28 protein-coding genes are annotated in these 23557 nt (G+C 47.7%); 17 read left to right on the top strand and 11 right to left on the bottom strand.

Going from position 1 to position 23557, the window contains the following annotated elements; all coding sequences use genetic code 11:
• Positions 1-23 precede the first annotated feature (23 nt).
• Genes ACJAYR_RS10730 through ACJAYR_RS10720 form a run of 3 tightly spaced genes read right to left on the bottom strand, consistent with a single transcriptional unit; the run spans position 24 to position 1752 of the window.
• Complete coding sequence (locus ACJAYR_RS10730; RefSeq protein ID WP_415236598.1) at positions 24-488, bottom strand: hypothetical protein; 465 nt, start codon at positions 486-488, stop codon at positions 24-26.
• Between the two features lie 41 nt (positions 489-529).
• Positions 530-1363: a CsgG/HfaB family protein gene (locus ACJAYR_RS10725; protein WP_415236597.1), complete on the bottom strand. Its 834-nt coding sequence runs from the start codon at positions 1361-1363 to the stop codon at positions 530-532.
• Positions 1363-1752, bottom strand: a complete 390-nt coding sequence (locus tag ACJAYR_RS10720) for a hypothetical protein (RefSeq protein WP_415236596.1) — start codon at positions 1750-1752, stop codon at positions 1363-1365. The genes ACJAYR_RS10725 and ACJAYR_RS10720 overlap by 1 nt, the downstream gene beginning before the upstream one ends.
• Before the next feature lie 139 nt (positions 1753-1891).
• Between ACJAYR_RS10720 and ACJAYR_RS10715 the strand changes: the two genes are divergently transcribed.
• A complete protein-coding gene (locus ACJAYR_RS10715) occupies positions 1892-2269 on the top strand; it encodes a VOC family protein (protein WP_415236595.1) in 378 nt (125 codons plus the stop codon).
• 7 nt (positions 2270-2276) lie between these two features.
• Here ACJAYR_RS10715 and ACJAYR_RS10710 read toward each other — a convergent pair whose 3' ends face one another.
• From ACJAYR_RS10710 to ACJAYR_RS10695, 4 genes are all read right to left on the bottom strand, one after another.
• Positions 2277-2462, bottom strand: a complete 186-nt coding sequence (locus ACJAYR_RS10710) for a hypothetical protein (RefSeq protein ID WP_415236594.1) — start codon at positions 2460-2462, stop codon at positions 2277-2279.
• Between the two features lie 275 nt (positions 2463-2737).
• On the bottom strand, positions 2738-4018 hold the full coding sequence (locus ACJAYR_RS10705) for an O-acetylhomoserine aminocarboxypropyltransferase (protein WP_415236593.1): 1281 nt from the start codon (positions 4016-4018) through the stop codon (positions 2738-2740).
• Complete coding sequence (locus ACJAYR_RS10700) at positions 4011-4508, bottom strand: CoA-binding protein (protein ID WP_415236592.1); 498 nt, start codon at positions 4506-4508, stop codon at positions 4011-4013. The genes ACJAYR_RS10705 and ACJAYR_RS10700 overlap by 8 nt, the downstream gene beginning before the upstream one ends.
• Position 4509: 1 nt before the next feature.
• Complete coding sequence (locus ACJAYR_RS10695; protein ID WP_415236605.1) at positions 4510-5316, bottom strand: enoyl-CoA hydratase; 807 nt, start codon at positions 5314-5316, stop codon at positions 4510-4512.
• Between the two features lie 196 nt (positions 5317-5512).
• Here ACJAYR_RS10695 and ACJAYR_RS10690 point away from each other — a divergent pair, with 196 nt between their 5' ends.
• The 3 genes from ACJAYR_RS10690 (at position 5513) to rpsI (ending at position 7093) form a co-directional block, all read left to right on the top strand.
• The gene (locus tag ACJAYR_RS10690; protein ID WP_415236604.1) at positions 5513-5935 is read left to right on the top strand and encodes a PaaI family thioesterase; all 423 of its coding nucleotides are present in this window, start codon (positions 5513-5515) and stop codon (positions 5933-5935) included.
• A gap of 169 nt (positions 5936-6104) precedes the next feature.
• On the top strand, positions 6105-6569 hold the full coding sequence (rplM, locus tag ACJAYR_RS10685; RefSeq protein WP_169544891.1) for a 50S ribosomal protein L13: 465 nt from the start codon (positions 6105-6107) through the stop codon (positions 6567-6569).
• Positions 6570-6571: 2 nt separating this feature from the next.
• Entirely contained in the window at positions 6572-7093 is a 522-nt protein-coding gene (gene rpsI / locus ACJAYR_RS10680) for a 30S ribosomal protein S9 (protein WP_169544892.1), read from the top strand.
• A 404-nt stretch (positions 7094-7497) separates the two neighbouring features.
• Here rpsI and ACJAYR_RS10675 read toward each other — a convergent pair whose 3' ends face one another.
• A complete protein-coding gene (locus ACJAYR_RS10675) occupies positions 7498-8937 on the bottom strand; it encodes a glyceraldehyde-3-phosphate dehydrogenase (protein WP_415236591.1) in 1440 nt (479 codons plus the stop codon).
• Positions 8938-9288: 351 nt separating this feature from the next.
• Here ACJAYR_RS10675 and ACJAYR_RS10670 point away from each other — a divergent pair, with 351 nt between their 5' ends.
• From ACJAYR_RS10670 to ACJAYR_RS10655, 4 genes are all read left to right on the top strand, one after another.
• Positions 9289-9492 (top strand): DUF2061 domain-containing protein, encoded by a 204-nt coding sequence (locus tag ACJAYR_RS10670; protein WP_415236590.1) that lies wholly within the window; start codon positions 9289-9291, stop codon positions 9490-9492.
• 123 nt (positions 9493-9615) lie between these two features.
• A complete protein-coding gene (locus ACJAYR_RS10665) occupies positions 9616-10311 on the top strand; it encodes a nitroreductase family protein (RefSeq protein WP_415236589.1) in 696 nt (231 codons plus the stop codon).
• A gap of 9 nt (positions 10312-10320) precedes the next feature.
• Positions 10321-11787, top strand: coding sequence for a M81 family metallopeptidase (locus ACJAYR_RS10660; RefSeq protein WP_415236588.1), 1467 nt, complete (start codon positions 10321-10323; stop codon positions 11785-11787).
• 267 nt (positions 11788-12054) lie between these two features.
• Positions 12055-12585 carry a PAS domain-containing protein gene (locus ACJAYR_RS10655; protein WP_415236587.1) on the top strand — a complete coding sequence of 177 codons (531 nt, stop codon included), beginning with the start codon at positions 12055-12057 and terminating at the stop codon, positions 12583-12585.
• On the opposite strand, the gene ACJAYR_RS10650 is transcribed toward ACJAYR_RS10655, so the two are convergent.
• Both ACJAYR_RS10650 and ACJAYR_RS10645 read right to left on the bottom strand, forming a co-directional pair.
• Entirely contained in the window at positions 12582-13229 is a 648-nt protein-coding gene (locus tag ACJAYR_RS10650; RefSeq protein WP_415236586.1) for a CatA-like O-acetyltransferase, read from the bottom strand. The two genes, ACJAYR_RS10655 and ACJAYR_RS10650, sit on opposite strands and share 4 nt — an antisense overlap.
• Positions 13226-13873: a LysE family translocator gene (locus tag ACJAYR_RS10645; RefSeq protein WP_415236585.1), complete on the bottom strand. Its 648-nt coding sequence runs from the start codon at positions 13871-13873 to the stop codon at positions 13226-13228. Before ACJAYR_RS10645 ends, ACJAYR_RS10650 begins: the two co-directional genes overlap by 4 nt.
• A gap of 239 nt (positions 13874-14112) precedes the next feature.
• Here ACJAYR_RS10645 and ACJAYR_RS10640 point away from each other — a divergent pair, with 239 nt between their 5' ends.
• The 9 genes from ACJAYR_RS10640 (at position 14113) to ACJAYR_RS10600 (ending at position 21498) form a co-directional block, all read left to right on the top strand.
• Positions 14113-14319: a cold-shock protein gene (locus ACJAYR_RS10640; protein WP_169544900.1), complete on the top strand. Its 207-nt coding sequence runs from the start codon at positions 14113-14115 to the stop codon at positions 14317-14319.
• A gap of 323 nt (positions 14320-14642) precedes the next feature.
• Positions 14643-15806 (top strand): extracellular solute-binding protein, encoded by a 1164-nt coding sequence (locus ACJAYR_RS10635; protein ID WP_415236584.1) that lies wholly within the window; start codon positions 14643-14645, stop codon positions 15804-15806.
• Positions 15807-15929: 123 nt separating this feature from the next.
• A complete protein-coding gene (locus tag ACJAYR_RS10630; protein WP_415236583.1) occupies positions 15930-17039 on the top strand; it encodes an ABC transporter ATP-binding protein in 1110 nt (369 codons plus the stop codon).
• Complete coding sequence (locus ACJAYR_RS10625) at positions 17032-18042, top strand: ABC transporter permease (RefSeq protein WP_415236582.1); 1011 nt, start codon at positions 17032-17034, stop codon at positions 18040-18042. Before ACJAYR_RS10630 ends, ACJAYR_RS10625 begins: the two co-directional genes overlap by 8 nt.
• The gene (locus tag ACJAYR_RS10620) at positions 18039-18923 is read left to right on the top strand and encodes an ABC transporter permease (protein WP_415236581.1); all 885 of its coding nucleotides are present in this window, start codon (positions 18039-18041) and stop codon (positions 18921-18923) included. Before ACJAYR_RS10625 ends, ACJAYR_RS10620 begins: the two co-directional genes overlap by 4 nt.
• Before the next feature lie 57 nt (positions 18924-18980).
• On the top strand, positions 18981-19466 hold the full coding sequence (locus ACJAYR_RS10615; RefSeq protein WP_415236580.1) for a GNAT family N-acetyltransferase: 486 nt from the start codon (positions 18981-18983) through the stop codon (positions 19464-19466).
• Positions 19467-19520: 54 nt separating this feature from the next.
• On the top strand, positions 19521-19856 hold the full coding sequence (locus ACJAYR_RS10610; RefSeq protein ID WP_169544905.1) for a hypothetical protein: 336 nt from the start codon (positions 19521-19523) through the stop codon (positions 19854-19856).
• Positions 19857-19893: 37 nt separating this feature from the next.
• Positions 19894-20955: an N-acetyl-gamma-glutamyl-phosphate reductase gene (argC, locus tag ACJAYR_RS10605; RefSeq protein WP_415236579.1), complete on the top strand. Its 1062-nt coding sequence runs from the start codon at positions 19894-19896 to the stop codon at positions 20953-20955.
• 15 nt (positions 20956-20970) lie between these two features.
• A complete protein-coding gene (locus tag ACJAYR_RS10600; RefSeq protein WP_415236578.1) occupies positions 20971-21498 on the top strand; it encodes a gamma carbonic anhydrase family protein in 528 nt (175 codons plus the stop codon).
• On the opposite strand, the gene ACJAYR_RS10595 is transcribed toward ACJAYR_RS10600, so the two are convergent.
• Positions 21495-23321, bottom strand: a complete 1827-nt coding sequence (locus ACJAYR_RS10595) for a PHA/PHB synthase family protein (protein WP_415236577.1) — start codon at positions 23319-23321, stop codon at positions 21495-21497. The genes ACJAYR_RS10600 and ACJAYR_RS10595 overlap by 4 nt on opposite strands.
• Positions 23322-23557: the final 236 nt, after the last annotated feature.

Genomic DNA, 23557 nt, shown 5'->3' with positions numbered 1-23557 from the left:
CGATCCAAAATTTACCGTAAGAATTAATTCTGTTGATACCGACCGAATAAATTTGGAAATGTAATATGGACTTCTGTCGTCTGCGGGGCATATTCAGAAGTGATGTTTACAGCTTCATTGAAGTCGATGACCGGACCACTATTTCCGTAGGCAACACTTGTTATAGTGAAGCCTTCCGGCAGATTTGAGCCCTCGTCATCCTTAAAATCGAATAGCGAGCCACTTGCGTCCATCTTGAGTGGGATATAAGCAACCTGGCTAATGGAATGGCCAGTATTAACCTGCAGGTTGTTGAAGTTGTTTGCGTTGCTCACTGGGGTCCCAAGGGCGTCCACTACCTTGGTGGCATAATCTTGTCGATCATACCCGCCACCTGAAGAAATGTCGACGGTGTTAATGCTGATAGCCGGAACGCTTATTTTCGTTTCTGCCAGCGCCGCTGTTGAAAGAACGGAAAGAGCGAAAGCTCCGAGAATAAGTTTTTTCATAAAATACTCCTTAATATTTGGGAAATGACGTCCTGTCGTAGCTACAGATCTGAATTGTCTGTTTCCTGATCTGCTGGAAAAATCTGATTGGCTTCAGATTGTTTTATATTCTCAACGCCTTCTACATTTTCGATGGTGTATTGGCAGGCGGCTTTTATTTCCGGCTGAATGTTGGACACCATTTTGTAGAGGCCGTATTGCAGCATGGACCGAAGCGACAGCTGCATTGGCTCGCGGTTGCCACCGTTCAAGTCAAAGTCGACAAGTGTTGTGCCAAAGAAACGGCCCAGACCAAAGCCCGCCTGCTCGGCGAAAATCTGTTTCGAGATATTGACGGCGCTTATGACTTCAGTGGTTTTCGCATCGGTTAAATGCAGATCCAGTCCGACGACAGCCCTGTGCTGGCGATACCGCGGCCCAATTCCTGCAATGGACAGTTCAGCCGCTGCGCCGGGTAAAAAATCGAGGGAGTTGATCGATCCGGTGATATAGTAGTCCATGGCCTTGAAGGCGTTGGCTTTTCGTAAACCCCAGTTTATTTCCATAATAACGGGCCGCGGATCTCTTCTGTTTACAGTTTTCTCAGCGCCAGCGAGGGTTAGCATGGTTTGCATCATATCGCCCGCCCCCTGGCTGATAAACCGGCCGTTTCCGTCAGTGTCGATGGAGCGTTTGCCTGTTTGGTCGAGGATTTCACCAACGGCCCATGTGCCTTGCATGGATTTTTGTTCTGCAACACAGGATAAAAGATCATCATACGGTGTTGTAATGGCTTGAACTGGTGGCCCCTCTTCCAGAGCAATGTTTGTATTCGCACTGGCAACGCAACCGGAAATCAAAAAAAGTGTACTGATTGAAAATAGGATGTTTTTCATCACTGCTGGCCTCCAGAAGAGGTGCAGCCATCGCCGGTAACAGAATTATCATTGCTGTCATATCCAGATAGCGAGTTTTGCGCCGTAACGGATCCACAATTGACCTGACCAATGGACGTGCCGGTGACGGTGCTCCCTGTGATGGTGACAATATTGCCCGCCGTGACAGAGGAAATATAATAATTGTGGGTATCGAACCCGTCGTAATATCCGCCTTCTGCTTTTTCAATCATGTCCGCTCTGGCATCCAAAACGGCCTTTTCGTATGCACTTCGCCAGGAAGAGGCATTTCCCCACCCTTCGGACGCGCTTGTTGTCTCTCCTAAGGCACTCATGGACCATGTGTGCGATGCGATCAGGAGAAACGGCATTAAAAGAAGTTTCTTCATAGATTGCCCTTTTCTGTTTTTGACCTGAATAAGCAGATGGAGGATAATCAGGAGAGTTCAATAATGAAAAATACACTGATAGGTAGAGGTGTTTGGATGTCGTCAGGTGCAGTCTTGATGGCTTGTAGGAGCTGGGAATATGATTGATCGTCTGGACCATTTAGTGCTGACAGTAAAAGACGTTAGTAAAACAAAAGAGTTTTACTGTGAATGTCTGCAGATGGGTTTTGAGACATTTGGCGAAGGTCGAATGGCGCTTACATTTGGCCGATCGAAAATAAATCTACATGTGCAGGGAAAAGAGTTTGAGCCGAAAGCGCATGTCGCGAAACCGGGAACTGCTGATCTTTGCTTTATTGTACAAGATTCTTTGGAGATTTTGAGCGAGCGATTGAAGCGGTTTAATATTGCCGTTCTGGAAGGGCCCGTCCCCCGGACAGGAGCGACAGGCCCGATTACCTCTCTTTACGTAAGAGATCCGGATCAGAACCTTGTGGAACTGTCGGTCTATTCATAAGAGGCGCTTATTGTGGGTCTTCTGGGCTCTCCCCATCTGATCCGGTTTCATTGCCGTCATTGGTTTCGGGCTCTGATTGTTCTTCGCCGTAAATACCGTTTCCAGGATAGGCATCTTCCGACTCAATTGAGTGCAGGGAAGAGCCGTGGCCTGTCCAGTTTACTGTGCTGGTGTGTAACGTTTCACCGGTCATTAGAAACGCCGATAAAAGGCAAACGGGAAGGGGTAGGGAGCGGGAAAATAACTTCATGGCTACAACTTTCTAATTAGCGTCAGCTGCGTGCCTGCCGGCGAAAACAAACGGCAGGGGCTTGTAGTGCTCGTCAACTGTGCGAGTGTTAGAAAGTCGTGCTGTCAGAGTATTTGTGAGAGAATACAAAAAAATGAACGCGGTATTACGCCGCGTTCATTCGGGTGGGATAATCTATTTGCTTTCGCGTGCCTGTATACTGGCACACTATTCAATGATCAGCTTTTGGAAAGAGCCTGTTCCAGATCGGCGATGATATCGTCAACATTCTCAATGCCGATTGATAGCCGGATCACATCTGGACCGGCGCCTGCCGCTTCTTGCTGTTCTTCAGACAGTTGGCGATGGGTTGTCGATGCCGGATGGATGATCAGACTGCGGGTGTCTCCAATGTTCGCCAGATGCGAAAAGAGATCGACAGTCTCAACCATTTTAATGCCGGACTCATATCCGCCTTTAATACCAAAGGTCAGCACGGCACCGCCCCAACCATTTTTAAGGTATTTTTTTGCAAGCGCATTATACGGATCGTCGTCAAGGGCCGCACAGGAAACCCACGAAACTTTCTCATGGGCTTTCAGATATTTGGCAACTTTGACGGTGTTTTCGCAATGCTGTCGCATACGCAAAGGAAGTGTTTCAATACCTGTTGTGATCATGAAGGCATTAAACGGAGATAAAGCCGGCCCCAGATCCCTAAGACCAAGAGCGCGACAGGCAATACCAAACGCCAATTCACCAAAAGTCTCATGAAATTTAAGGCCATGATAGGACGGGTTTGGTTCGCTCAGAGTTTTGAACTTGTCGTTGGCGCTCCAATTGAATTTACCGGAATCAACAATCATACCGCCAACAGAATTGCCGTGACCGCCCAGGAATTTTGTCGCCGAATGAACAACAATATCTGCACCCCATTCGAAAGGACGGCACAAATAAGGGGTGGCAAGGGTGTTGTCGACAATCAGCGGGATGCCCGCTTCATGCGCGATTTCAGCAATGGCTTCAATGTCAGTAACGACGCCTCCGGGATTCGCAAGGCTTTCAATAAAGATCGCTTTGCATTTTGGAGTAAGGGCGGCTCTGAAATTTTCCGGATCAACGGGATCTACAAATTTTGCATGCCAGTCAAATTTTTTGAAGGATTGTCCAAATTGTGTGATGGTCCCACCGTATAAGCGGCTGGAGGCAAGAAACTCATCGCCCGGCTCCATCAAGGTATGAAAAACGATCATCTGTGCGGCATGGCCCGAAGCAACCGCCAGACCCGTGGCGCCGCCTTCTAGTGTGGCGACCCGTTCTTCCAACACGGCGTTGGTCGGATTGGTCAGGCGGGAGTAAATATTGCCAAAAGCCTGAAGATTAAAAAGCTCTGCGGCATGATCGGCATCGTCAAAAACGTAAGAAGCGGTTTGATAAATTGGGGTTACCCGCGCACCGGTAGTCGGATCTGGCGAAGCACCAGCATGCACGGATAGGGTTTCAAATTTTGGTTCAGTCATTCTTTTTTCCTAATAGCTTGTTCCGTTTGGACGAAATTACACGAGACCGGCCTCCCATATAGGCGATTTCGCCAGATAGTCGGCCGAATTCAATTTTTGGACAGCGGTTCATAACAACTCGCATTCCTGCCTCTTCAGCGGTTTGTGCTGCATCCTGATGGGTGATGCCCAGTTGCATCCACAGAACGTTTGCATTGATGGCAATTGCTTCTTCTACAATCCCCGGAATGGCGTCCGCGGTTCGAAAGCAGTCAACCATGTCAACGGGCTCAGGAATATCAGCAAGGGACGCGTAAATTGTCTCCCCCAATAAAGTGGAGCCGGCCTTGCCGGGATTGACCGGGATAATGCGATAGCCTTTTCGCTGCATGTATCGCATGACAAAATAGGATGGACGCACCGGATTATCACTGGCACCGACAACGGCAATCGTCTTTACATCTTGTAGGATACTTTCAATATACTCTTCAGAATAGTCGTTGTGATCCATATTATTTGCCCTGCCAGTTCGGCGACCGTTTTTCAAGAAAAGCGGAGATACCTTCCTGTGCATCATGGCTTTGCATATTCTCTGCCATTACTTTTGACGTGTAGGCATAGGCCTCCGCTAACGGCATCTCGAGTTGCTGATAGAAGGCGGTTTTGCCAGTCTTTACTGTCAGAGGAGATTTAGAAGCAATCCGTGCAGCGAACTCCTGAACAACATCATCCAGTTCTGCTTCTGCGACGGCGCGGTTAATCAATCCAATTCGCATAGCGTGTTCAGCATCCATAAACTCGCCGCCGAGTAGCATCTCCATCGCATGTTTGGGGGATACATTTCGGCTTAAAGCGACCATGGGTGTGGAACAGAAAATGCCAAGATTGACGCCAGGCGTTGCGAAGGTTGATTTTTCGCTCGCAAAGGCAAGGTCACAGCTTGCAACTAGCTGGCAACCAGCCGCAGTTGCCATGCCATTTACTTTTGCGATGACAGGCTTTGGAAGATTGACAACCGTCTGCATCATGCCACTGCATTGATTAAACAGGGCAAGCATCTTCTTTTTTCTGTGGTCTCCCATCATTTCTTTCAGGTTATGGCCAGAAGAAAAAACAGGGCCGGTCGCTTCCAAAATCACGACATGGACATCCCTTTGATTGCCGAGATCGGTCAACGCGGTTTCGATTCCCGCCATCATTTCACTGGAAAGCGCATTGCGACTCGTCGGATCATTAAGGCGAAGGGTCGCGATATTATCGGTTACTGTCGTATAGAGACCCGTAAAGGTATTGTTTTCTTGTGGAGCGGTCGTTGGCATCATCTTCCTCTGGTAGCTTTTGTTCTTATTTGGGAGCACTTTAGAGTATTTTTCTAAAGGGGCAAAGAGCTTGGGCATCAAATCCTAATAATCGCAGTTAGCGGGCCGCTACACTTTTTTGTATCTGTCGCACTGTCCTACGGTATAAGAAAGCAGGAAAAATTGGATAAAGAGGAGATGAACTCCCGTGCTAAAGATGAACGGTCAAGAACTGGAAGCCTTTCTGTATGAAGAGTTTCCCCAAATCCGGTCCATGGATTGCAAGGTTTTGCATGTTGATACAGAAAGTATCGAAATTACCATGCAGGCCAAACAGGAGCATTTGCGACCTGGTGGGACAGTCTCCGGTCCGACGATGATGTCTCTGGTAGATCTGGCGATGTATTTGTTGGTGCTTGCGCAGATCGGTCCCGTTGCATTGGCTGTGACAACGAACCTGAATATTAATTTCCTCAGAAAACCAGAACCTGGGAATCTGATTGTGAAAGGACGCCTGTTAAAGCTGGGCAAAACCTTGGCCAGCGGCGATTTTACGTTACATTCCAAAGGTGTAAATGGGCCTGTGGCACATGCGACGAGTACCTATGCAATACCACCGGTTAAACCGTCAGAGAATTAGGGTGTCAAATTTTGCGGTATTATAATACCTCACTCCTAATTTACCGTTTTTATTGCATTTTTTCGTTTGACTTCGATAAAAACGACAATTATAACCCAGTCCAAGTTTGACGGGGGCGTATTGCGCCCTCTATTTTGTTTTGGCACGCTTGAGCGAAGGCTGAATTTTTATGAAGACCTATTCTGCAAAACCGACTGAGGTTGAGGCAAAATGGCTGGTGATCGACGCTGAAGGGCTCGTTCTTGGTCGTCTCTCTTCAATCATTGCGAACCGTTTGCGCGGCAAGCATAAACCAATGTTCACACCTCATATCGATTGTGGTGACAATGTTATCGTTATCAATGCTGAAAAAATTGCATTGACCGGTAGAAAACTGACAGACAAGAAATTCTATTGGCATACCGGTTATCCGGGCGGCATCAAAAGCCGGACCATGGAAAAGCTTCTTGGCGGTGCGCATCCAGAACGCGTTATCGAAAAAGCTGTTCAGCGTATGATTCCAAAGGGACCTTTGGGACGTGAGCAACTTCGCAAGTTGCACGTCTATGCCGGTTCCGAGCATCCACATGCGGCACAGAAGCCGGAAGCATTGGATGTTGCAGCCATGAATCCTAAGAATACAAGGAGTGTTTGAGTATGGCTGATGAAGCAAACTCCCTCGAAGATCTGAAAGACCTGACAAGCGGCACAGAAGCCACTACAGACGGTTCAGAGGTAATCGAAGCTGCAGAAGTTATCGAAGTAACTTTGGCAGAACCAAAGATTGACAACCTTGGCCGTTCATACGCGACTGGTAAGCGTAAAAATGCGATTGCCCGTGTTTGGATTAAGCCAGGTTCTGGTAAAATCACAGTCAATGGCCGTGATCAGGAAGTTTATTTTGCCCGTCCAGTTCTTCGCATGATCCTGGCACAGGCATTTGAAGTTGCTGAGCGTGTTGACCAGTTTGACGTATTCTGCACAGTTAAAGGTGGTGGCCTTTCTGGTCAGGCCGGTGCTGTTCGTCATGGTATTTCCAAAGCATTGACATACTACGAGCCAGTATTGCGCGCGCCATTGAAAGCTGCAGGCTTCCTGACACGTGACAGTCGTGTTGTTGAACGTAAGAAATACGGTCGTGCGAAAGCCCGTCGTAGCTTCCAGTTCTCAAAACGTTAATTCTGATATTTTTCTGTTTTCTCGAAAGCAGACGAATACAAAAAAGCCGCTTCCAAAGGGAAGCGGCTTTTTTTTGTCGTGCAAACAGAGGGATGCAAGGAAGAATACATATCCTCCGTTATGCAGAGACGGGACATGCCGGAGCCTTCGGGCAGCGCGGCCGCGGACATGTTGGAGAATAACCATAGGGATATTCACGCTTTCGAGGATTGTTTGGAGTTGCTTTGGGGGGAGAGGCGTATTTCGGGCATTGAGAAGACGCAACCGGTTTCATTGTTCTATCCATGAACAGAAAACGCGATCAAATGTGCCCATATTTTTTGGCTTCGGTCAGGGATTAAGTGGGCAGACCGGCTTAAGCAAAGCGGCAAGACGAGAGGATCCCGTCTTGTCCGCAAGTCTTTTTATTCGGCAGGGACTGTTGGCATCTTCAGACCTGAAATTTCCTGCATCATGCGGATCACCTGAGTGCTGTACCCTGACTCGTTGTCATACCAGATATAAAGAACCGCACGGTCGCCCTCAACAATGGTGGCGAGCGAGTCAACTACGCCGGCGTGGGTTGATCCAACCATATCAGTAGAAACCAGTTCAGAAGAGGCTGTGTAATCAATCTGATCCTGCATCGGAGAATATAGCGCCATATTGCGTAGATGCGTATTGAGGGCATCCTTGTCGGTTTCTTTCGCCAAATTCAGATTAAGAATTGCCATGGAAACATTTGGGGTCGGGACCCGAACCGCATTTCCTGTGAGCTTGCCTTCAAGTTCCGGCAGGCATTTGGCAACGGCACTTGCAGCACCGGTGCTGGTCAGAACCATGTTGAGCGCTGCGGCCCGGCCGCGGCGATCTCCTTTGTGGTAGTTATCGATCAGATTTTGATCATTGGTGTATGAGTGGATCGTCTCGACATGGCCGTTTTTGACGCCATATTCGTCATTGATCGCTTTCAAAACCGGTGTAATCGCGTTTGTCGTGCAAGAGGCTGCGGAAAGGATTGTGTCGGATGCACTAATGTCGTCGTGGTTTACACCATAGACAATGTTCTTGATGTCACCTTTCCCGGGCGCAGTCAGCAATACTTTTGCCGCGCCATTACAATTCAGATGCTGGCCAAGACCTTCTTCATCCCGCCACATGCCAGTATTATCAACGATCAGTGCATTTTTGATGCCGTAATCTGTGTAATCGACTTCGGCAGGAGAGTTCGCGTAAATGACTTTGATGTAAACGCCATTTGCGATGATTGCGCTTTCCTCTTCATCCACCTTAATGGACCCATTAAAGGCACCGTGGACAGAATCCCGGCGGAGCAGGCTGGCCCGTTTTTTGAGGTCTCCTTCTTTGCCGCCGCGCACAACAATGGCTCTCAGCCGCATTTTGTTGCCATCCCCAACGCGGTCAATCAGCATCCGCGCCAGCAGGCGGCCAATGCGGCCAAAGCCATAGAGGACCACATCCTGTGGTTCCACAAGAATGCTGCCTTTTCCTGTATTAATGCTGGCCAGCTGTTCTGTCAGAAAGGCTTTAGGGTCGCCGCCTTGCTGCATGAAGCGATAGCAGAATTTGCCAAGATCAACCCGAGCCGGAGCAAGGTTCATTTCGACCATAATATTGAGCAATTGAAGGCTCTTGCTAATATCTAGCTCTTCGCCGACCATCTGCAAGGCGTAACGATGCGCCTTGATAATATCGATTGTCGAATTGTTCAGAATTCTGCGGCCGAATATCCGAATTGTGACACCATTGTCTCGATATAATTTACCAACCAGCGGTATCATTTGTTCAGCAGAGCTTTGTTGGTCTTTCCATTTGTCGAAGTGCTCAGCACTGGAATTCGTCATGATCAATCTTCTCTATTGCTTATCAGCGATTTGGTGGATGACCAGCCTGAACGCCTGCGCTGGCAAAGAGGATTTGCTGGCACAGATCAAAAAGTTTTTTCAAGAGGTCCTAAATTTGCGCAGAACATAGCGAAAATGGCCGAAAAGGGAAACCATAAAAAGGCTAATCTGGCACACAAAACGCTGAAATATTGTAGGGTGAAGCCTCTTGCTGGGCCTGACGACTGTCTGGGCTATCATATTAGAAAAAGTGGATGGGTTTTGCTGGGGAGGGGGTATCCTATATCCTGATATTGCAAATGATAACGATTTGCATATATTAATATTCAGTATTAGAAGGAGCGGTTTGGTATGCGGTATGGATTGATTAAAACAGGGACTTTCGCGGTTTTGCATTTTGGCGTAGCATTTTTGGTGGGGTATCTACTGACCGGAAGCCTTCTTGTGGGCGGGGTGATCGCACTGGTAGAGCCTCTGTGCAACACAGTAGTTTTTTATATACATGAACGCATCTGGAACCGGTTTGCAAAAAGCAGAACCGCAATGGCAAATTGAACGAAGCTGAAAATCTCTCACTAGCAATAAATAAGTAGAGCCGAAATACTTTTCTTTTTTGTTGGCAATCGCCTCAGGAAAGATACTCTAGCTTATCGACCTTTCAAGCGAGGCATAATGAAGATGAGCAGAGTTTTTACGCCGGGAGAGGTGTTTGATCCCATCCCGCTACCAGATCAAAGACGTTTTCCAGACAGTGAAATGATTGGCCGAAGCCAGGCATTCTATGACGATGTAAAGAAGCGTCATACTACCAGAGAATTTTCTTCAGACCCTGTGCCGGTGGAGGTTGTTGAAAATTGCCTGAAAGCGGCTGGAACTGCGCCGAGCGGGGCTAATCATCAGCCGTGGCATTTTTGCGTTGTCAGTGATCCCGCAATAAAAAAGCAGATCCGTGAAGCAGCTGAAGAAGAAGAGCGGGCGTTCTACGGTGGAAAAGCGGCTGAGGAGTGGCTGGCGGCCCTTGCTCCTTTGGGCACAGACACGGAGAAGCCTTTTTTGGAGCATGCGCCCTGGTTGATTGTGGTTTTCGCAGAACGGTATGGCCGGCTTGATGACGAGCAGACATACAAAAACTATTATGTGAACGAGTCCGTTGGAATTGCGACCGGCTTTCTGATCAATGCTCTGCACAATTCAGGATTGGCCACGCTAACCCATACTCCCAACCCGATGAAGTTCCTGAACACGGTCTGCAAGCGTCCGGATAACGAAAAAGCCTTTCTTATCCTTGTCGCAGGACATCCCGCCGAGGATGCCGTTATTCCTTCTAAATCGCAGATTAAGAAAAGCCTGTCTGAAATGGCGACTTTTTTATAAGGGACTGAGATGAAAATAGCCGTGGCGGGTTTCGCTTTGGAATCGGTCTCTTTTTTACCTGTTTTTACGGAAAAAAGTGATTTTGATCTTGCCGCTTGTCGATCGGGGGTGATGCTGGATGTATTACGTTCGACTGAAACTGTCGGAGGCGGGTTTCTGGATGTTCTAGCGATGCAAAATGCAGAGGTGGTTCCCATCTTCTATGTCGATTGTTCCGCAGGTGGACCCGCAACAGATGACGCGTTCGAGGCATACCGTGACGAATTGATTAAGGGGATTGAGGATAATCTGGATGGCTTGAGTGGGGTCCTGTTATACCTGCATGGGGCAATGACAACTCCGGGATATCTGGATCCGGAATCCGAGATATTGGAGGCCGTGCGTTCTGTCATCGGGCCGGATATGCCGCTATCGGTCGCTTTTGATCTGCATGGGAACCTTTCTATGAAGACGGCGGAGTTATGTTCAAGTTTTTGTGGATTTCACTATTCACCGCATACGGATATGGCAGAAACCGGCCGGAGGGCTGCTCGTTTATTAGTCGATCAGATCAATGGCGTTATCATGCCCAATATTACAATGAAGAAGTTGCCGATTGTTCTGCCGAGTATTTTCACTGCTACCGGCATCGAACCCTTGGCTGGTCTGGTTAGGCATGGCCTTGATCAGGTGCGGCGAGAGGTAGGTGTTCTGGATTTGTCGTTATTCTGTGGGTTCGCCTATGCGGACGTGCCGGATATTGGTCTATCTGTCGTTGTTGTCACGGATGGTGATGCCGAAACTGGTGAACGAATTGCGCAGGCTTATTGTGACAAAATTAATGCTGTTGCTGAAAACCTTAATCATCAAGAGCAGGTGGTGCCGCATACAGAGGCTTTTGAGATCGCAAAACGTCTGTTGGGTCAAAGCAACAAGCCTGTCGTATTGTTGGAGCATGCCGATCGGTTCAATGATTCGACCTGGTTATTGAAAAAAGCAATTAAGGCCCAACTGACTGCCGAAATTATGGTTCCCTATCTTTGGGATCCTGAAAGCGTGCAGAAGTGTCTGGCCAGTGGCGCAGGAAGCAAGGTCACGCTGAAACTTGGTGGTTGGACATCAGATAAAGCGGGCGGACCGGTTTCTGTTGAGGCCGAAATACTGTGGGTGGGACACAAAAATTATATTGGCAGCGGACCAATGCGCTTGGGGCGGCCCGTTGATTTAGGTGATACAGCCGTGATCAGGATAGGGCGTATTACTGTGATCCTGACCAGTATCAGTACAACGGCGATCGATGAAGATTGCTTCGTGCAATTCGGATATCAGTTGACGGATTTTGATATTGTCATTTTGCGGTCAAAAACGCATTTTAGAGCTGTGTACGAACAAAAAACGCGAATAATTGTCGTTGATACACCTGATTGGGGTACGGCGGATCTTTCTCTTCTCCCATACGAACATATGCCAGAGGCTGTCAGGTTAAACTGCTTGTAAGTATTATTTTAATACTCCTTTGAATTTTATATAAAATTCTATAGATATCGCTCGTGACTGTGATCGTAAATATCTTTATTACGGAACGATAATAAGTATTACAATCACCCTTAAAAGTAGAGTTGATTGTTTCAGATTTTGTCACAGCCCAATGAATTTTAGGGTTTTTGAGAGATTTTGGAGAACTTATTTAAATTCGTATTCTCTTTATTGTTGATATTTTAGGACTATTGGATTAATCCGAATGCGCCGGTAATAGGGGTATTCATGGTGTTTATTAGTTTTGATGGGGTTGAGTGGGGAAGTCTGGAAGCGCAGGAGTTCGCGACTTATTGGAGAAGCCTTCCCAGTGACGACAATGTACCGTTTCAATCGGATTTTAATCCTGCAGATGTTCGGTCGTTACTTCCGAATATTGCCATTTACGAAATGCAGGATGAGGCAACGGTTATTTGCCGTCTGGTCGGAACAGGGTTGGTCGACTATTTCGGTTGGGACATAACGGACGAGAATATTCTGGATCTTTGGGAACCAGAAGATCGGCCGGACGCGTCAAAAGTTTTTGGGTCCATTTTACGCGCGCCCTGTGGGTTTGCTGGCAAGACCATTGGTGAAACAGAAAGCGGCAAAAAAATAGAAAGTTTGTCTGTTGGTTTTCCCGCCAAGAATTCTCAAGGGCAATGCAATCGCATTCTTTTCCAGACATCGAATATGCTGGACCGCAATCACAGGATTTCCCGAGAAGACAAACTTGTATCATTGAAAGTCATCGAGCGGCAGTTTATTGCGCTGGACTAGCGGGTAAAGGCCCGGCTGTTAAGATGATCTTCTGTTTTCTGTATGAACTGGCCCGCATGGTAGCCATCCATCAACGCGTGGTGAGCTTGCAGGTTAAGGGGCATTTTCCAGCGGCCATTGATCTTCGAAAATTTGCCCCAGGCTATTCTGGGGATGCAGTCTTCGGGTCCGTTATGCGGATGCGTTAAAGCTGTAAAATGGACCCATGGCGCGCAGGTAAGATATGTCCAGTGATCAGAGGTTGCATTTTCTTTAAGCTCGGTTTGTTTTTTCGCTTCGGCGATGGCGGTGATGCAACGCTCGTTAAAAGTTGGCCAGTCGTCTGAAAATGTAACTTCACAAAACGCAAAATCCCTGTCGTTGATCGGCGTTGTAAAGCTGGGATCACTCACTGAATATTCGTATATATCCCGTCCAGAAAAGCGTGTTCTCATTTCAGGAATATCATTTACGGCAGCCATCGCCGCATAAAGCACAGCGTTGAAAACAGATATCCCTGCAGGTTTCACGTCGTCAATCAAACGGGTCACATCAATATCGGCAGTGATGTTGAAATGAGGAGCATGAACCTGACTGAAAATCTCAAACGGCTTTTGGCGTTCCCAGTCGTGAAGGGCTATTTTTTTGTGCGGGCGCTGGGTCATGTTTCCGAAAACCAGTTCCAGAGTTCCTGGGCCGGGATGAACGCGCCGATCGCCATAACACCGGCACCGGCGAATTTTACAAATCCCGCACTGGTTCCAGCAGAACCGGTGAGTTTACTGGCCAATATGCCAGAAAATAGTCCGACCGAACCCATGACAAGGAGGGCGTTCAGTTGAAACAATATACCAAAAATCAGAAATTGTGCGGTCACATTTTCTGCTGAGCTGTCAACAAATTGCGGCAGGAACGCAAGAAAGAAAAGGGCGACTTTAGGATTTAGAATATTCATCAAAATGGTTTGTCTGAATATCCGGGATAAAGGTGGATGCGCGTTGTCTCCCTTCACTGATACCGGTCCAGACCGGGCAATTTGCCAGCCAATATAGATGATGTAGGCCGCACCAAGATATTTTATGATTGCAAACAGGACAGGGGAGGAGGCAAGAATCGCCGAGAGGCCAAAGGCCGCCAAGGCAATGTGAACAAATATTCCAGTCACAAGGCCGAGGGCGGCAACAAAGCCGGCTTTCCAACCCTGAGCCAATCCACGCATGGCGACATAAACAATATCCGGGCCCGGCGCTATTGTCAGAAGAAAAGCTGTCGTGAGGAATAGCAAAACTGTTGAAAACTCTGGGATCATTTGTACGCTCCGTTCATTGGGCCGAAGCTAATGTCTAAGGATATTGGGCGCAAGAAACATATGACAAAAGACACACTTTCTAAAAAATCATTCGTTTACGCATGTAAAAGAAAGCAGGAAATCTTTGCAATATTCCAGAAACATTGATATGCCATAAATAAGTCGATTCGAGAACTTATTGATATTGGATACCTCGACTACCCTACGAATCGATTCCGAGTGTATCCGGGAGACTAAAGATGGCGACAGGCACGGTAAAATGGTTCAACGCAACAAAAGGTTATGGTTTTATTGAGCCTGACGCTGGTGGCGCGGACGCATTTGTGCATATTTCAGCTGTAGAGAGAGCTGGTTTGACTTCTCTGCAGGAAAACCAAAAAGTATCATACGAACTGGTTGAAGGCCGTAACGGCAAATCTTCTGCAGAAGATCTCAAAGTTCTCTGATAAGAAGAATTTTCGTTAAAAGGCGGCTTTGGCCGCCTTTTTTTGTGTCTAAATGAAACTCGTCTATTCATTTTAGTCTTCTTAAATCGACGGTCTCCCCTGCAGAAAATTTTGGGGTTGAGAGTAGATGTATATTGTGAGTAGTATTTCAACTGCCTGACAAATGGTTTTAAGAAAGCATCTACAAAAGATGGTCAAAGCCTGTTGTCTCAACTCAGTGTCCGCGGGAGGGCGGAGTATTCCTGAGAGGTGCAGGGTGTCTATATCAATCGGCATGGCAATGTGCGGATGGAGTATGTTGCCAACAACAGGGAGCTGACAAGATGACCAAAAAGACGAAATCTCAAATTTCTGCTGAAGAAACTGTAAAGGCTGCAAAAGCGCATTCTCGCCGTGGTGTTTTAAAAAGCGCGGCACTCTTGGGAAGTGCGGCGGCTCTGGGACCATGGGTGGTTCAGGATGCTTTCTCCTCCTCAGGAGATCTCAATATTATGATGTGGTCAGATTATCTGCCTAAACCGTTCCGCGAGAAGTTTAAAGCAGAAACCGGCATCAATATTAAACACACGCCTTATGGCTCCAACGAAGAATTGCTGAATAAGCTGAAAGCGACCAAGGGGCGCGGCTTTGACTTGATCAGCCCAACAAATGACCGTGGCAGTCAGTGGCAGGATCTAGGTCTTCTCAGCAGCTTTGACATGAACAAGGTTGATACGTCAGCCATTTTGCCATCCATGCTGGGAATTTCCGCAAAATTCTCTTGGGATGGAAAACCACGTCACTTGCCTTTCCTTTGGGGAACCGAGGCGATGGCGTATCGCACGGACAAATATACGACGGAATATGGTCAGCTGTCCTATGGCGATCTTTGGCTCCCTGAAATGAAAGGGAAAGTCATGGGCCGCCCACATTCCATGATGGCAGGGATCGGTCGGTATCTTGAAGGTACTGGAGAACTTCCTCCGTTCACAGAAGCCTATGAAACTGAAGAAAAAATGCGCATGATCTGGGATAAGATCACTAAATTTGCGGTTGAGCACAAACCGTGGATCAAGCAATTCTGGAACGACGCTGACGGTCAGATCAACGGCTTTATGCAAAATGGCGTTGTTATTGGTCAAACGTGGGATGGTCCGCCTCTTCGGCTGTTCAAGGAAGGAAAACCGGTTCGTTTCATGGCACCAAAAGAGGGCGCCTTTACATGGGTCGACGGCCTTGCTGTCCCTGCTGGGGCCCGCAATGTTGATGCGATTTACGAATTTATCAAGTTTGCTAATAAGCCTGAAATGGGCGGATTGCTTGCGAATGAGACCGGGTATAATTCGGTCAGTACAGGGGCCGCCGATCATCTGACGGATGAAAGTAAAAAAGCCTTCGCCTCTGCTTATCCAGGGGATGCGCTTGATAAACTATGGCCATGGCCAGCGACACCGTCCTGGTACGCTGAAATCAGAAATCAGTATCGCGATAAGTTCGTCGCAGCCTGATTTTAAACATACAGGAGAAAATGGGCAGGGTTCTGCCCATTTTCTTTTGATATCTGAAGCGTAGCCGGAATAGCCTGACATTTTCGGGATTTCCTGTTCCGGTCGATACCGGAGTTAAAAAGTATGAGTGCAGATGTAGAACTGGACCATCTGACCATTCGCTTTGGCGAATTTACGGCAGTCCAAGACGCCCATTTAAAAATCGAAGGTGGGGAGTTTTTTAGCTTCCTTGGGCCATCAGGGTGCGGAAAAACAACAATATTGAGGGCTGTTTCAGGTTTTAACGATCCAACCGAAGGGGCTGTTCGGATTGGCGGAAAAGATATGTTGGGTATTGGCCCAAACAAGCGGCAAACAGCATTGATTTTTCAGAACCTGGCCTTGTTTCCGCTTATGACAGTTGCAGAAAACATTGCCTTTGGCCTTGAAGTTCGCGGTGTAAACAAGCTGAACCGGCGGGACAAGGCAAACCAATTGCTGGATTTGATAGCCCTCAATGGGCAAGGCGATAAGCTGGTCTCGGAATTATCAGGGGGGCAAAGACAGCGGGTTGCGATCGCACGGGCGCTTGCCGTTGAACCCGAGGTTTTGTTGCTGGATGAGCCTTTATCTGCACTGGATTTGAAGTTGCGGCAGCATATGCGGTCGGAGCTTCGGGAAATTCAGCAGCGGGTCGGGATTACTTTTATCTACATTACCCATGATCAGGGCGAGGCCCTCACTATGTCTGACCGCATTGCGGTGATGAGTGCTGGTAGAATTCAGCAGGTTGGGAATGGGAATTCCGTTTATGACAATCCGGAAACCGCCTTTGTGGCGTCGTTCGTCGGCGAAAATAACCCTCTTATAGGAAAGGTTATTCAATCGGATAAGGATTTTGCCGTATTGGATTGTGGCATTGCGCGCGTGCGGGCCCGCAATCTTGGAAAGGTGAAAATCGGAGACGAAGCCTATTCGTTTATTCGACCCGAAAATTTGGCGCTGTCACCGCTCGAGGCGGAGGAGCCCGGCGGGGAAGCTTTGGAAAATACGTTTGCCGCACCGGTCATTTCCGAGTCTTTTGAAGGGGCCGTTCGGTTAATCTCGTTGAAAGGTCCGGCCAAGAAACCGTTACTGGCGACCCTACCCAATACGGGTGGGAGCAAGAAATTTACGCCAGGCGTGCAGGTTCGTGTCAGCTTCCGCGCAGAGCAGGCTGTTGCCTTGCCCATTGGGGATCTGGCGGATGAATGATTTCTTTATCATCTTTATGGCGGTGCTTCTGGCATTGCTGTTGCAGCCTCTTATTCAAAAGAAAGCTGGCGGGCTTTGGTCGTCTGTCTCCGCCATCAATTTCGTGCGCAGAAACGGTACTTTTATTTCGCTTTACTTGATCATTGCGGTAGTTGCCTGGATTGTCTTCATGATCGTTCTGCCGCAGCTCTATATGGTGGATTTTTCGTTTCGCCATAACCTGCCTCTTGCGGAAATTGGCGGGCCAAATGACGTTCATACCGTCAAGAATTATGAGTATCTGATTTTCGGTCGGCAGACGGACGAAGAGTGGCTGAACTGGCTTCATCTGACAGTATTTTTGAAAACTATGCTTGCCAGCATCTTTGTCACCTTGCTGGATTTGGCGATTTGTTATCCGATGGCTTATTACATGGCTCAGGTGGCAAAAGGGGGGCAAGCCCGGCTGCTAATTCTGGCTTTGGTTGTTCCGTTCTGGGTCAATGAAATCTTGCGTGCTTTCGCCTTTCGAATTTTGTTCGGCACTGGCGGTGTGATCAATAACTTCTTGATTTATCTTGGTGTTTGGGATGAACCCTTTGATTTTCTGCGGGCTGATATCGGCCTGTATGCCGGGTTGAGTTACGCGTATATCCTGTTGATGATCTTTCCAATTTTTAACGCCATTGAAAGTCTGGATCATAATCAGGTGGAGGCTGCCCGCGATCTGGGGTCTCCTTGGTGGCGCATTCATTGGCGGGTGGTTATACCGCACGCAAAACCCGGAATTGCATCGGCCTGTACGATGGTTTTCATGTTGTCCGCCGGGGCATTGGCAGCCCCGCAGATATTGGGCGGGCCGAGCAGTCTGTGGTTCACGCAAGTGATCTATCAGTGGTTTAACACGGGCGGCAACTGGCCGCAGGGATCAGCCTATGCATTTGTTCTGTTGATTGCCTGTATTGCTTTTGTCATGACAGTGATGAAGATCTTTAAGGTATCACTTGGGGAGATTACAAAATGACCTCTCGTACAGTGATGCGTTTAATGGTTCTCTTCTATATCATTTTGTTTTTCGGCTACCTGTTTGGTCCGCTGATCATGATGGGGGTGACCGCCTTTAATGCTACTTCCTTCCCGCAAGTAACCCCGTGGGAAGGGTTTACAACCCAGTGGTTTGTCCAGTTGCTCAATGATGATCAAATGATGGATGGTTTGATTAACAGCCTTTGGATTGGTTTCGGGGTGGTCTGTTTATCTGTCCCCATTGGGCTGGCTGCGGCACTTATGATGACACAGATATATGAACGGGTTCGCCCTTATTATTATATGGTGGTTGTGTCGCCTGTTCTGACACCCGGCGTTATTTTGGGAATATCAACGCTGGTTTTCTGGGACCGAATGGGCACCGCAGTCAATGCGGAATATGAAAGCCTGTTTTACAACGGAATGTGGTTGACCATTGTTGGTCAATCGACCTTTATTTCGGCTTATTGCATGCTGGTGTTTCTTGCCCGCTTGGCCCGTTTCGATAAAACACAGGAAGAAGCGGCGCTTGATCTGGGGGCAACGCATGTTCAGGTTTTTTGGAAAATTATGGTGCCCTTTTTGCGGCCCGCTATTTTTTCAGCGGCGGTGCTCGCGTTTCTGACATCATTTGAAAACTACAACACAACTGTGTTCACCATTCAGGCGGAAAGTACCCTGACAACCGTCTTGGCTGGTAAAGTCCGGATGGGTACCCAACCCGATCTGAGTGCCCTTGCAGTAATCATCATCTGTGTCACACTTACCGGTGCTTTGATCCATGAATTCCTGAAGCAAAAAGAAAGATTGGCTCAGGTTCGGCAGGAAAAAGCGGCCAAGGCGGCTGATCGGGAGCTTGCTGATACGATGGGGCTTTAAATCTGAAAGGGCGTGCGTATAGTACGCCCTTTCTGGTTATTTAGTGAGTATGGTCCCATGACGCAGATTACGTATCGATTTGCAAAAGATTCTGATGCAGACGGCTTAATTGCTTTGGTCGCACAATGTTACGCAGAATATGAAGGGTGTATTTTGGATGTTGATGGTGAAGAGCCGCAATATCGATCCATTGCGTCGTTTTTTGCCGATAAGGGCGGACTTTTCTGGGTTGCCGAACAGGGCGGCAAAATCGTTGGCTCTGTGGGGTTTGCATCAAAAAAAGAAACTGCGGAACTCAAGCATTTATATGTGGACAGTAATGTCCGCCGTCAGGGGCTGGCCAGTTCTCTTTGCCAGTTGGTGGAAGATGCCGTTCACGAACGCGGTTTGCCGACACTATATCTGTGGACAGATACACGTTTCGAGAACGCACACCGTTTATATGAAAAACGAGGGTTTGTCGGGGGCGCAGTAACGCGAACTCTGTCAGATTTAAGTCAATCCGTTGAATATTATTATGAGAAGGCTTTGCGACCTTCATAAATTGGTGTATGACAACTTTCCCCATTTTGGGATTATGACTATTGGAACTGGGACATGGACTACCCGATTAAAAATGTGGACGATCTGTCGATAGACGCACTGGGCATCACATTGGATGACCAAGGGCGATTTGACATTTTGATCAAAGATTATTCGCATAGTTTAACCGGCGGCGAGCTGCTTGAAGAAATGAAAGACCAGCTTGACGTGCGTGGCTCAGTTCGAAATGCATTGCTTAGAAAAGCCCAGAAGGAAATTCTGTCAGGGATCAAGCGAGGCCGCTACCGAATGGATGAAGAGCAGCTTGAGACGTTCGACCTTAATATTTTGATCTGGTTCGCAGACAAAAGCTTAAAAGGCGAACATATTCCTTATTTGGTACAGAAATAATTCTAGAGGGCAGGAAAAACAAACCTGCAAACGCGTTATGACGAATGTAAACAAAAAAATCAAAGCCGGTATTCTTGGTGCAAGTGGATATACAGGTGCAGAAGCAATGCGGTTGCTTCTTCGGCATCCGGGTGTAGACGTTATTCTGCTGACGGCCGACCGAAAAGCTGGGCAGTCTGTTGATGAAGTCTATCCTCATTTGGGGGGCTACGGTCTTCCGGATATGATCTCTGTTTCAGAGGCTGACTGGACAACTGTTGATGTTGTCTTCTGTGGATTACCCCACGGAACGACACAGGAAATTATTGCGACCTTGCCCGCTTCTGTAAAGGTTGTCGATTTGTCGGCTGACTTCCGGTTGCGTGACCCGGATACCTATGCTGAATGGTATGGGCATACGCATCAGGCGATGAATTTGCAAAAAGAGGCCGTTTACGGGCTGACTGAGTTTAATCGGGATGAGGTCAAAAACGCACGCCTTGTTGCTTGCCCTGGTTGTTACCCGACTGCTGTGTTGTTGGCGATGGTTCCTTTGGTGGCGGCAGGTCTCATCGATCCAAAAGATCTGGTGATTGACGCCAAGTCGGGAGTGACGGGTGCGGGCCGGGGATTAAAGCAGAATACACTGTTCAGTGAAGCAGGTGAGGGCCTTAGCCCCTACAGTGTTGCAAAACATCGTCATGCCCCTGAAATCGAGCAGGAAATTGCCAAGGCAGTTGGTGTGCCGGCGAACGATATTCGGGTGAATTTTGTCCCTCATCTGGTGCCTATGAGTCGGGGTGAGTTGGTGACATGCCACGTTAAATTGAGCGATGGCAAAACGGCAGCAGATTTGAAGAAACATTTCCAATCTGTTTTTGAAAATGAGCCGTTTGTTCGGGTATTGTCAGAAAATGCCGTCCCGCAAACCCAAATGGTGCGTGGATCGAACCTGTGTGTGATCAATGTTTTTGAAGATCGCATTCCCGGTCGGGCCACGGTTATTGCATCGATTGACAATCTGGTAAAAGGCTCCAGCGGGCAAGCTGTTCAAAATATGAACTTGATGTTCGGTTTTGACGAAACGCTTGGCTTGGAACAGGCGCCACTTTTCCCATAAAAGGAGATCCCGGCAATGACATCCAATATTCTTTCTTTTAAGGGGGTTACCCCTGAAATTGATGGCAGTGTGTATATTGCACCGTCCGCCGATGTAATTGGCGATGTTGTGATCGGTGAGAAATCAAGCGTCTGGTTTAACTGTGTTGTTCGCGGTGATGTAAATTACATTCGCATCGGTAAACGAAGCAATATTCAGGACGGCACAGTTATCCATGTGTCAAATGGAACCCATCCGACCATTATTGGTGATGATGTTCTGGTGGGCCACAACTGCATCATTCACGGTTGTACACTTGAAAATGGCAGCTTTGTTGGGATGGGGGCGACCGTTCTGGATGGTGCCGTTGTCGAAACAGGGGCGATGGTTGCAGCCGGGGCCTTGCTGACACCGAATAAGCGGGTGCCAACAGGGCAGCTTTGGGGCGGAACACCTGCCAAATATATCCGAGATTTAACGGAAGATCAGCAAGCGAACCTCACCAGTGGCGCCAATCACTATGCAGAATTGGCGCAGGTCTATAAATCAGAAGCCGAAGATTAATCCGCTTCTGATTGGCCGGATTTGGCAATCACCTTTACGTAGGATCCTGGGGCATCTTCAATAGGCTTGAGCTTTCCTTTTGCCGGATCCCGGGCTTCCACTTTTGGTCCTGATTTCTTGGACAACCATTTGTCCCAGTGCGGCCACCATGATCCAGGGACTTCCTTGGCATCTTTCATCCAATCCTTTGCTGTATCGTATTTCTTCTTATTATTACCGATCCAGTGTTGATACTTGTTTGCATCAGGATGATTGATGACACCTGCAATATGGCCAGATCCTGCCAGCATAAATTCAGACGGGCCGCTCATTAATTTAGTCGCCTTGAAGACCGATTCAAACGGAGAAATATGATCCTCTTTACTGGCTTGAACGAAAATCGGAATTTTAACCTTTGAGAGATCGATTTTTTGGCCGCCCAGTGTCAGACCGCCAGGCTCTTTCAACAGATTACGCTGGTACATGTTCCGAAGATAGAAACTATGCATTTTCGGTGGCATGTTGGTTGTGTCGCAATTCCAGAACAATAGATCAAACGGGAAGGGATCTTTCCCCATCAAATAGTTGTTGATGACGAAGGACCAGATAAGATCGTTGGAACGCAGCATGTTGAAAGTTGTCGCCATGTTCCGGCCTTCAAGAAAACCGGCCGCTTCCATTTTGCGCTCAATCATCAGGATTTGTTCTTCATCCGTGAAGAGCAGGAGCTCGCCCGCATCTTCAAAATCCATTTGAGCCGCGAAGAATGTACAGGCGGTGATCCGCTCCTCGCCGATTGCAGCCAGATAGGCCAGTGTCGCAGACATCAAAGTACCGCCAATGCAATAACCAATTGCAGACACTTCTTTCTCGCCTGTTGTTTCTTCGATCGCATCCAGTGCCGCAAGGATACCATCGGACATGTAGTCTTCAAAATTCCGATCAATGTGGCGCTCATCTGGATTGACCCATGAAATGATGAAGACCGTATACCCCTTATCAACGCACCATTTGATAAAGGAGTTTTCTTTCTTCAGATCCAGAATATAAAATTTGTTAATCCAGGGAGGCGTGATGAGCAGCGGCTTCTTATATACTTTCTCGGTTGTTGGAGAATATTGCAGAAGCTGCATCATTTCATTTTGGTAAACCACTTTACCAGGCGTCACCGCAATATTTTTGCCAACCTCGAAAACCCCATCCGGGACCATTCTGGGATTAAGCTGACCTTTTCCTTTTTTCAGGTCTTCAAGAAGGTTTTCCAACCCCTTGACCAAATTCTCTCCTTTGCTCTCCACCGTTTTTTTCAACACGTCCGGATTGGACCAGAAAAAATTGCTGGGTGAAAGAGCATCGGTGAATTGTTTTGTATAGAAGTCAACTTTCTGGCGGGACTGATCATCCATGCCGTCCACATCGGCGACCGTGTCATTAATCCACTTCGAGGTCAGCAGATAGGTTTGTTTGATATAATCAAAAAGCTGGTTCTTGCTCCATTCCTCAGACCGGAAGCGTTTATCGCCTTTTTCCGGCTCGATGACCGGCTCCACAGTATCCCCGGTCGCTGCAGTTGCCATATTTTGCCAAATATTCATGTAGCCCTGCCAAAGTTCGGTCTGGGCCTGCATCAATTTGGTTGGATCTTCGGTCATCTTTCGGGACAGGTCCAAAAAGGCGCCACCGATATTAAAAGGGTCAGGGTCGAATTCCGCATTTTTCTGGCTGTTGTAAAACTCAGTCATCAAATCCTGACTTTTCTGACTGATCCGCATCAGGTTCTCAGAAAACTCCTTGGATGTTTCAAGCAACTCGCCTGTTTGGAGTGTTTCGTTTTTTTCTGGCATGGTGCGCACTCCTGTTTATTGTGTTCGTTATCGACTAATATAGGGCTAGTGTAACAAATGGTCTTTTTTTAACATCCAAAAAAAGAAATTTAGGGAGTAATTTTTTTCTAGTGTGTCGAAATGATTGCGGAAATCTCCCCTATATGCTTTAAGTTATTCAGAATTTAATGAAAATAGCGCGCAGGACGTGATTCCCGGTGTGCATGGGTCCAACCCGAATAATTGATGCAGGTACA

It is taken from the genome of Sneathiella sp. (assembly GCF_047631475.1).
GTDB lineage: Bacteria > Pseudomonadota > Alphaproteobacteria > Sneathiellales > Sneathiellaceae > Sneathiella.
The sequence above is the reverse complement of the archived record's forward strand: the minus strand, read 5'-3'. Positions and strand labels throughout refer to the sequence as shown.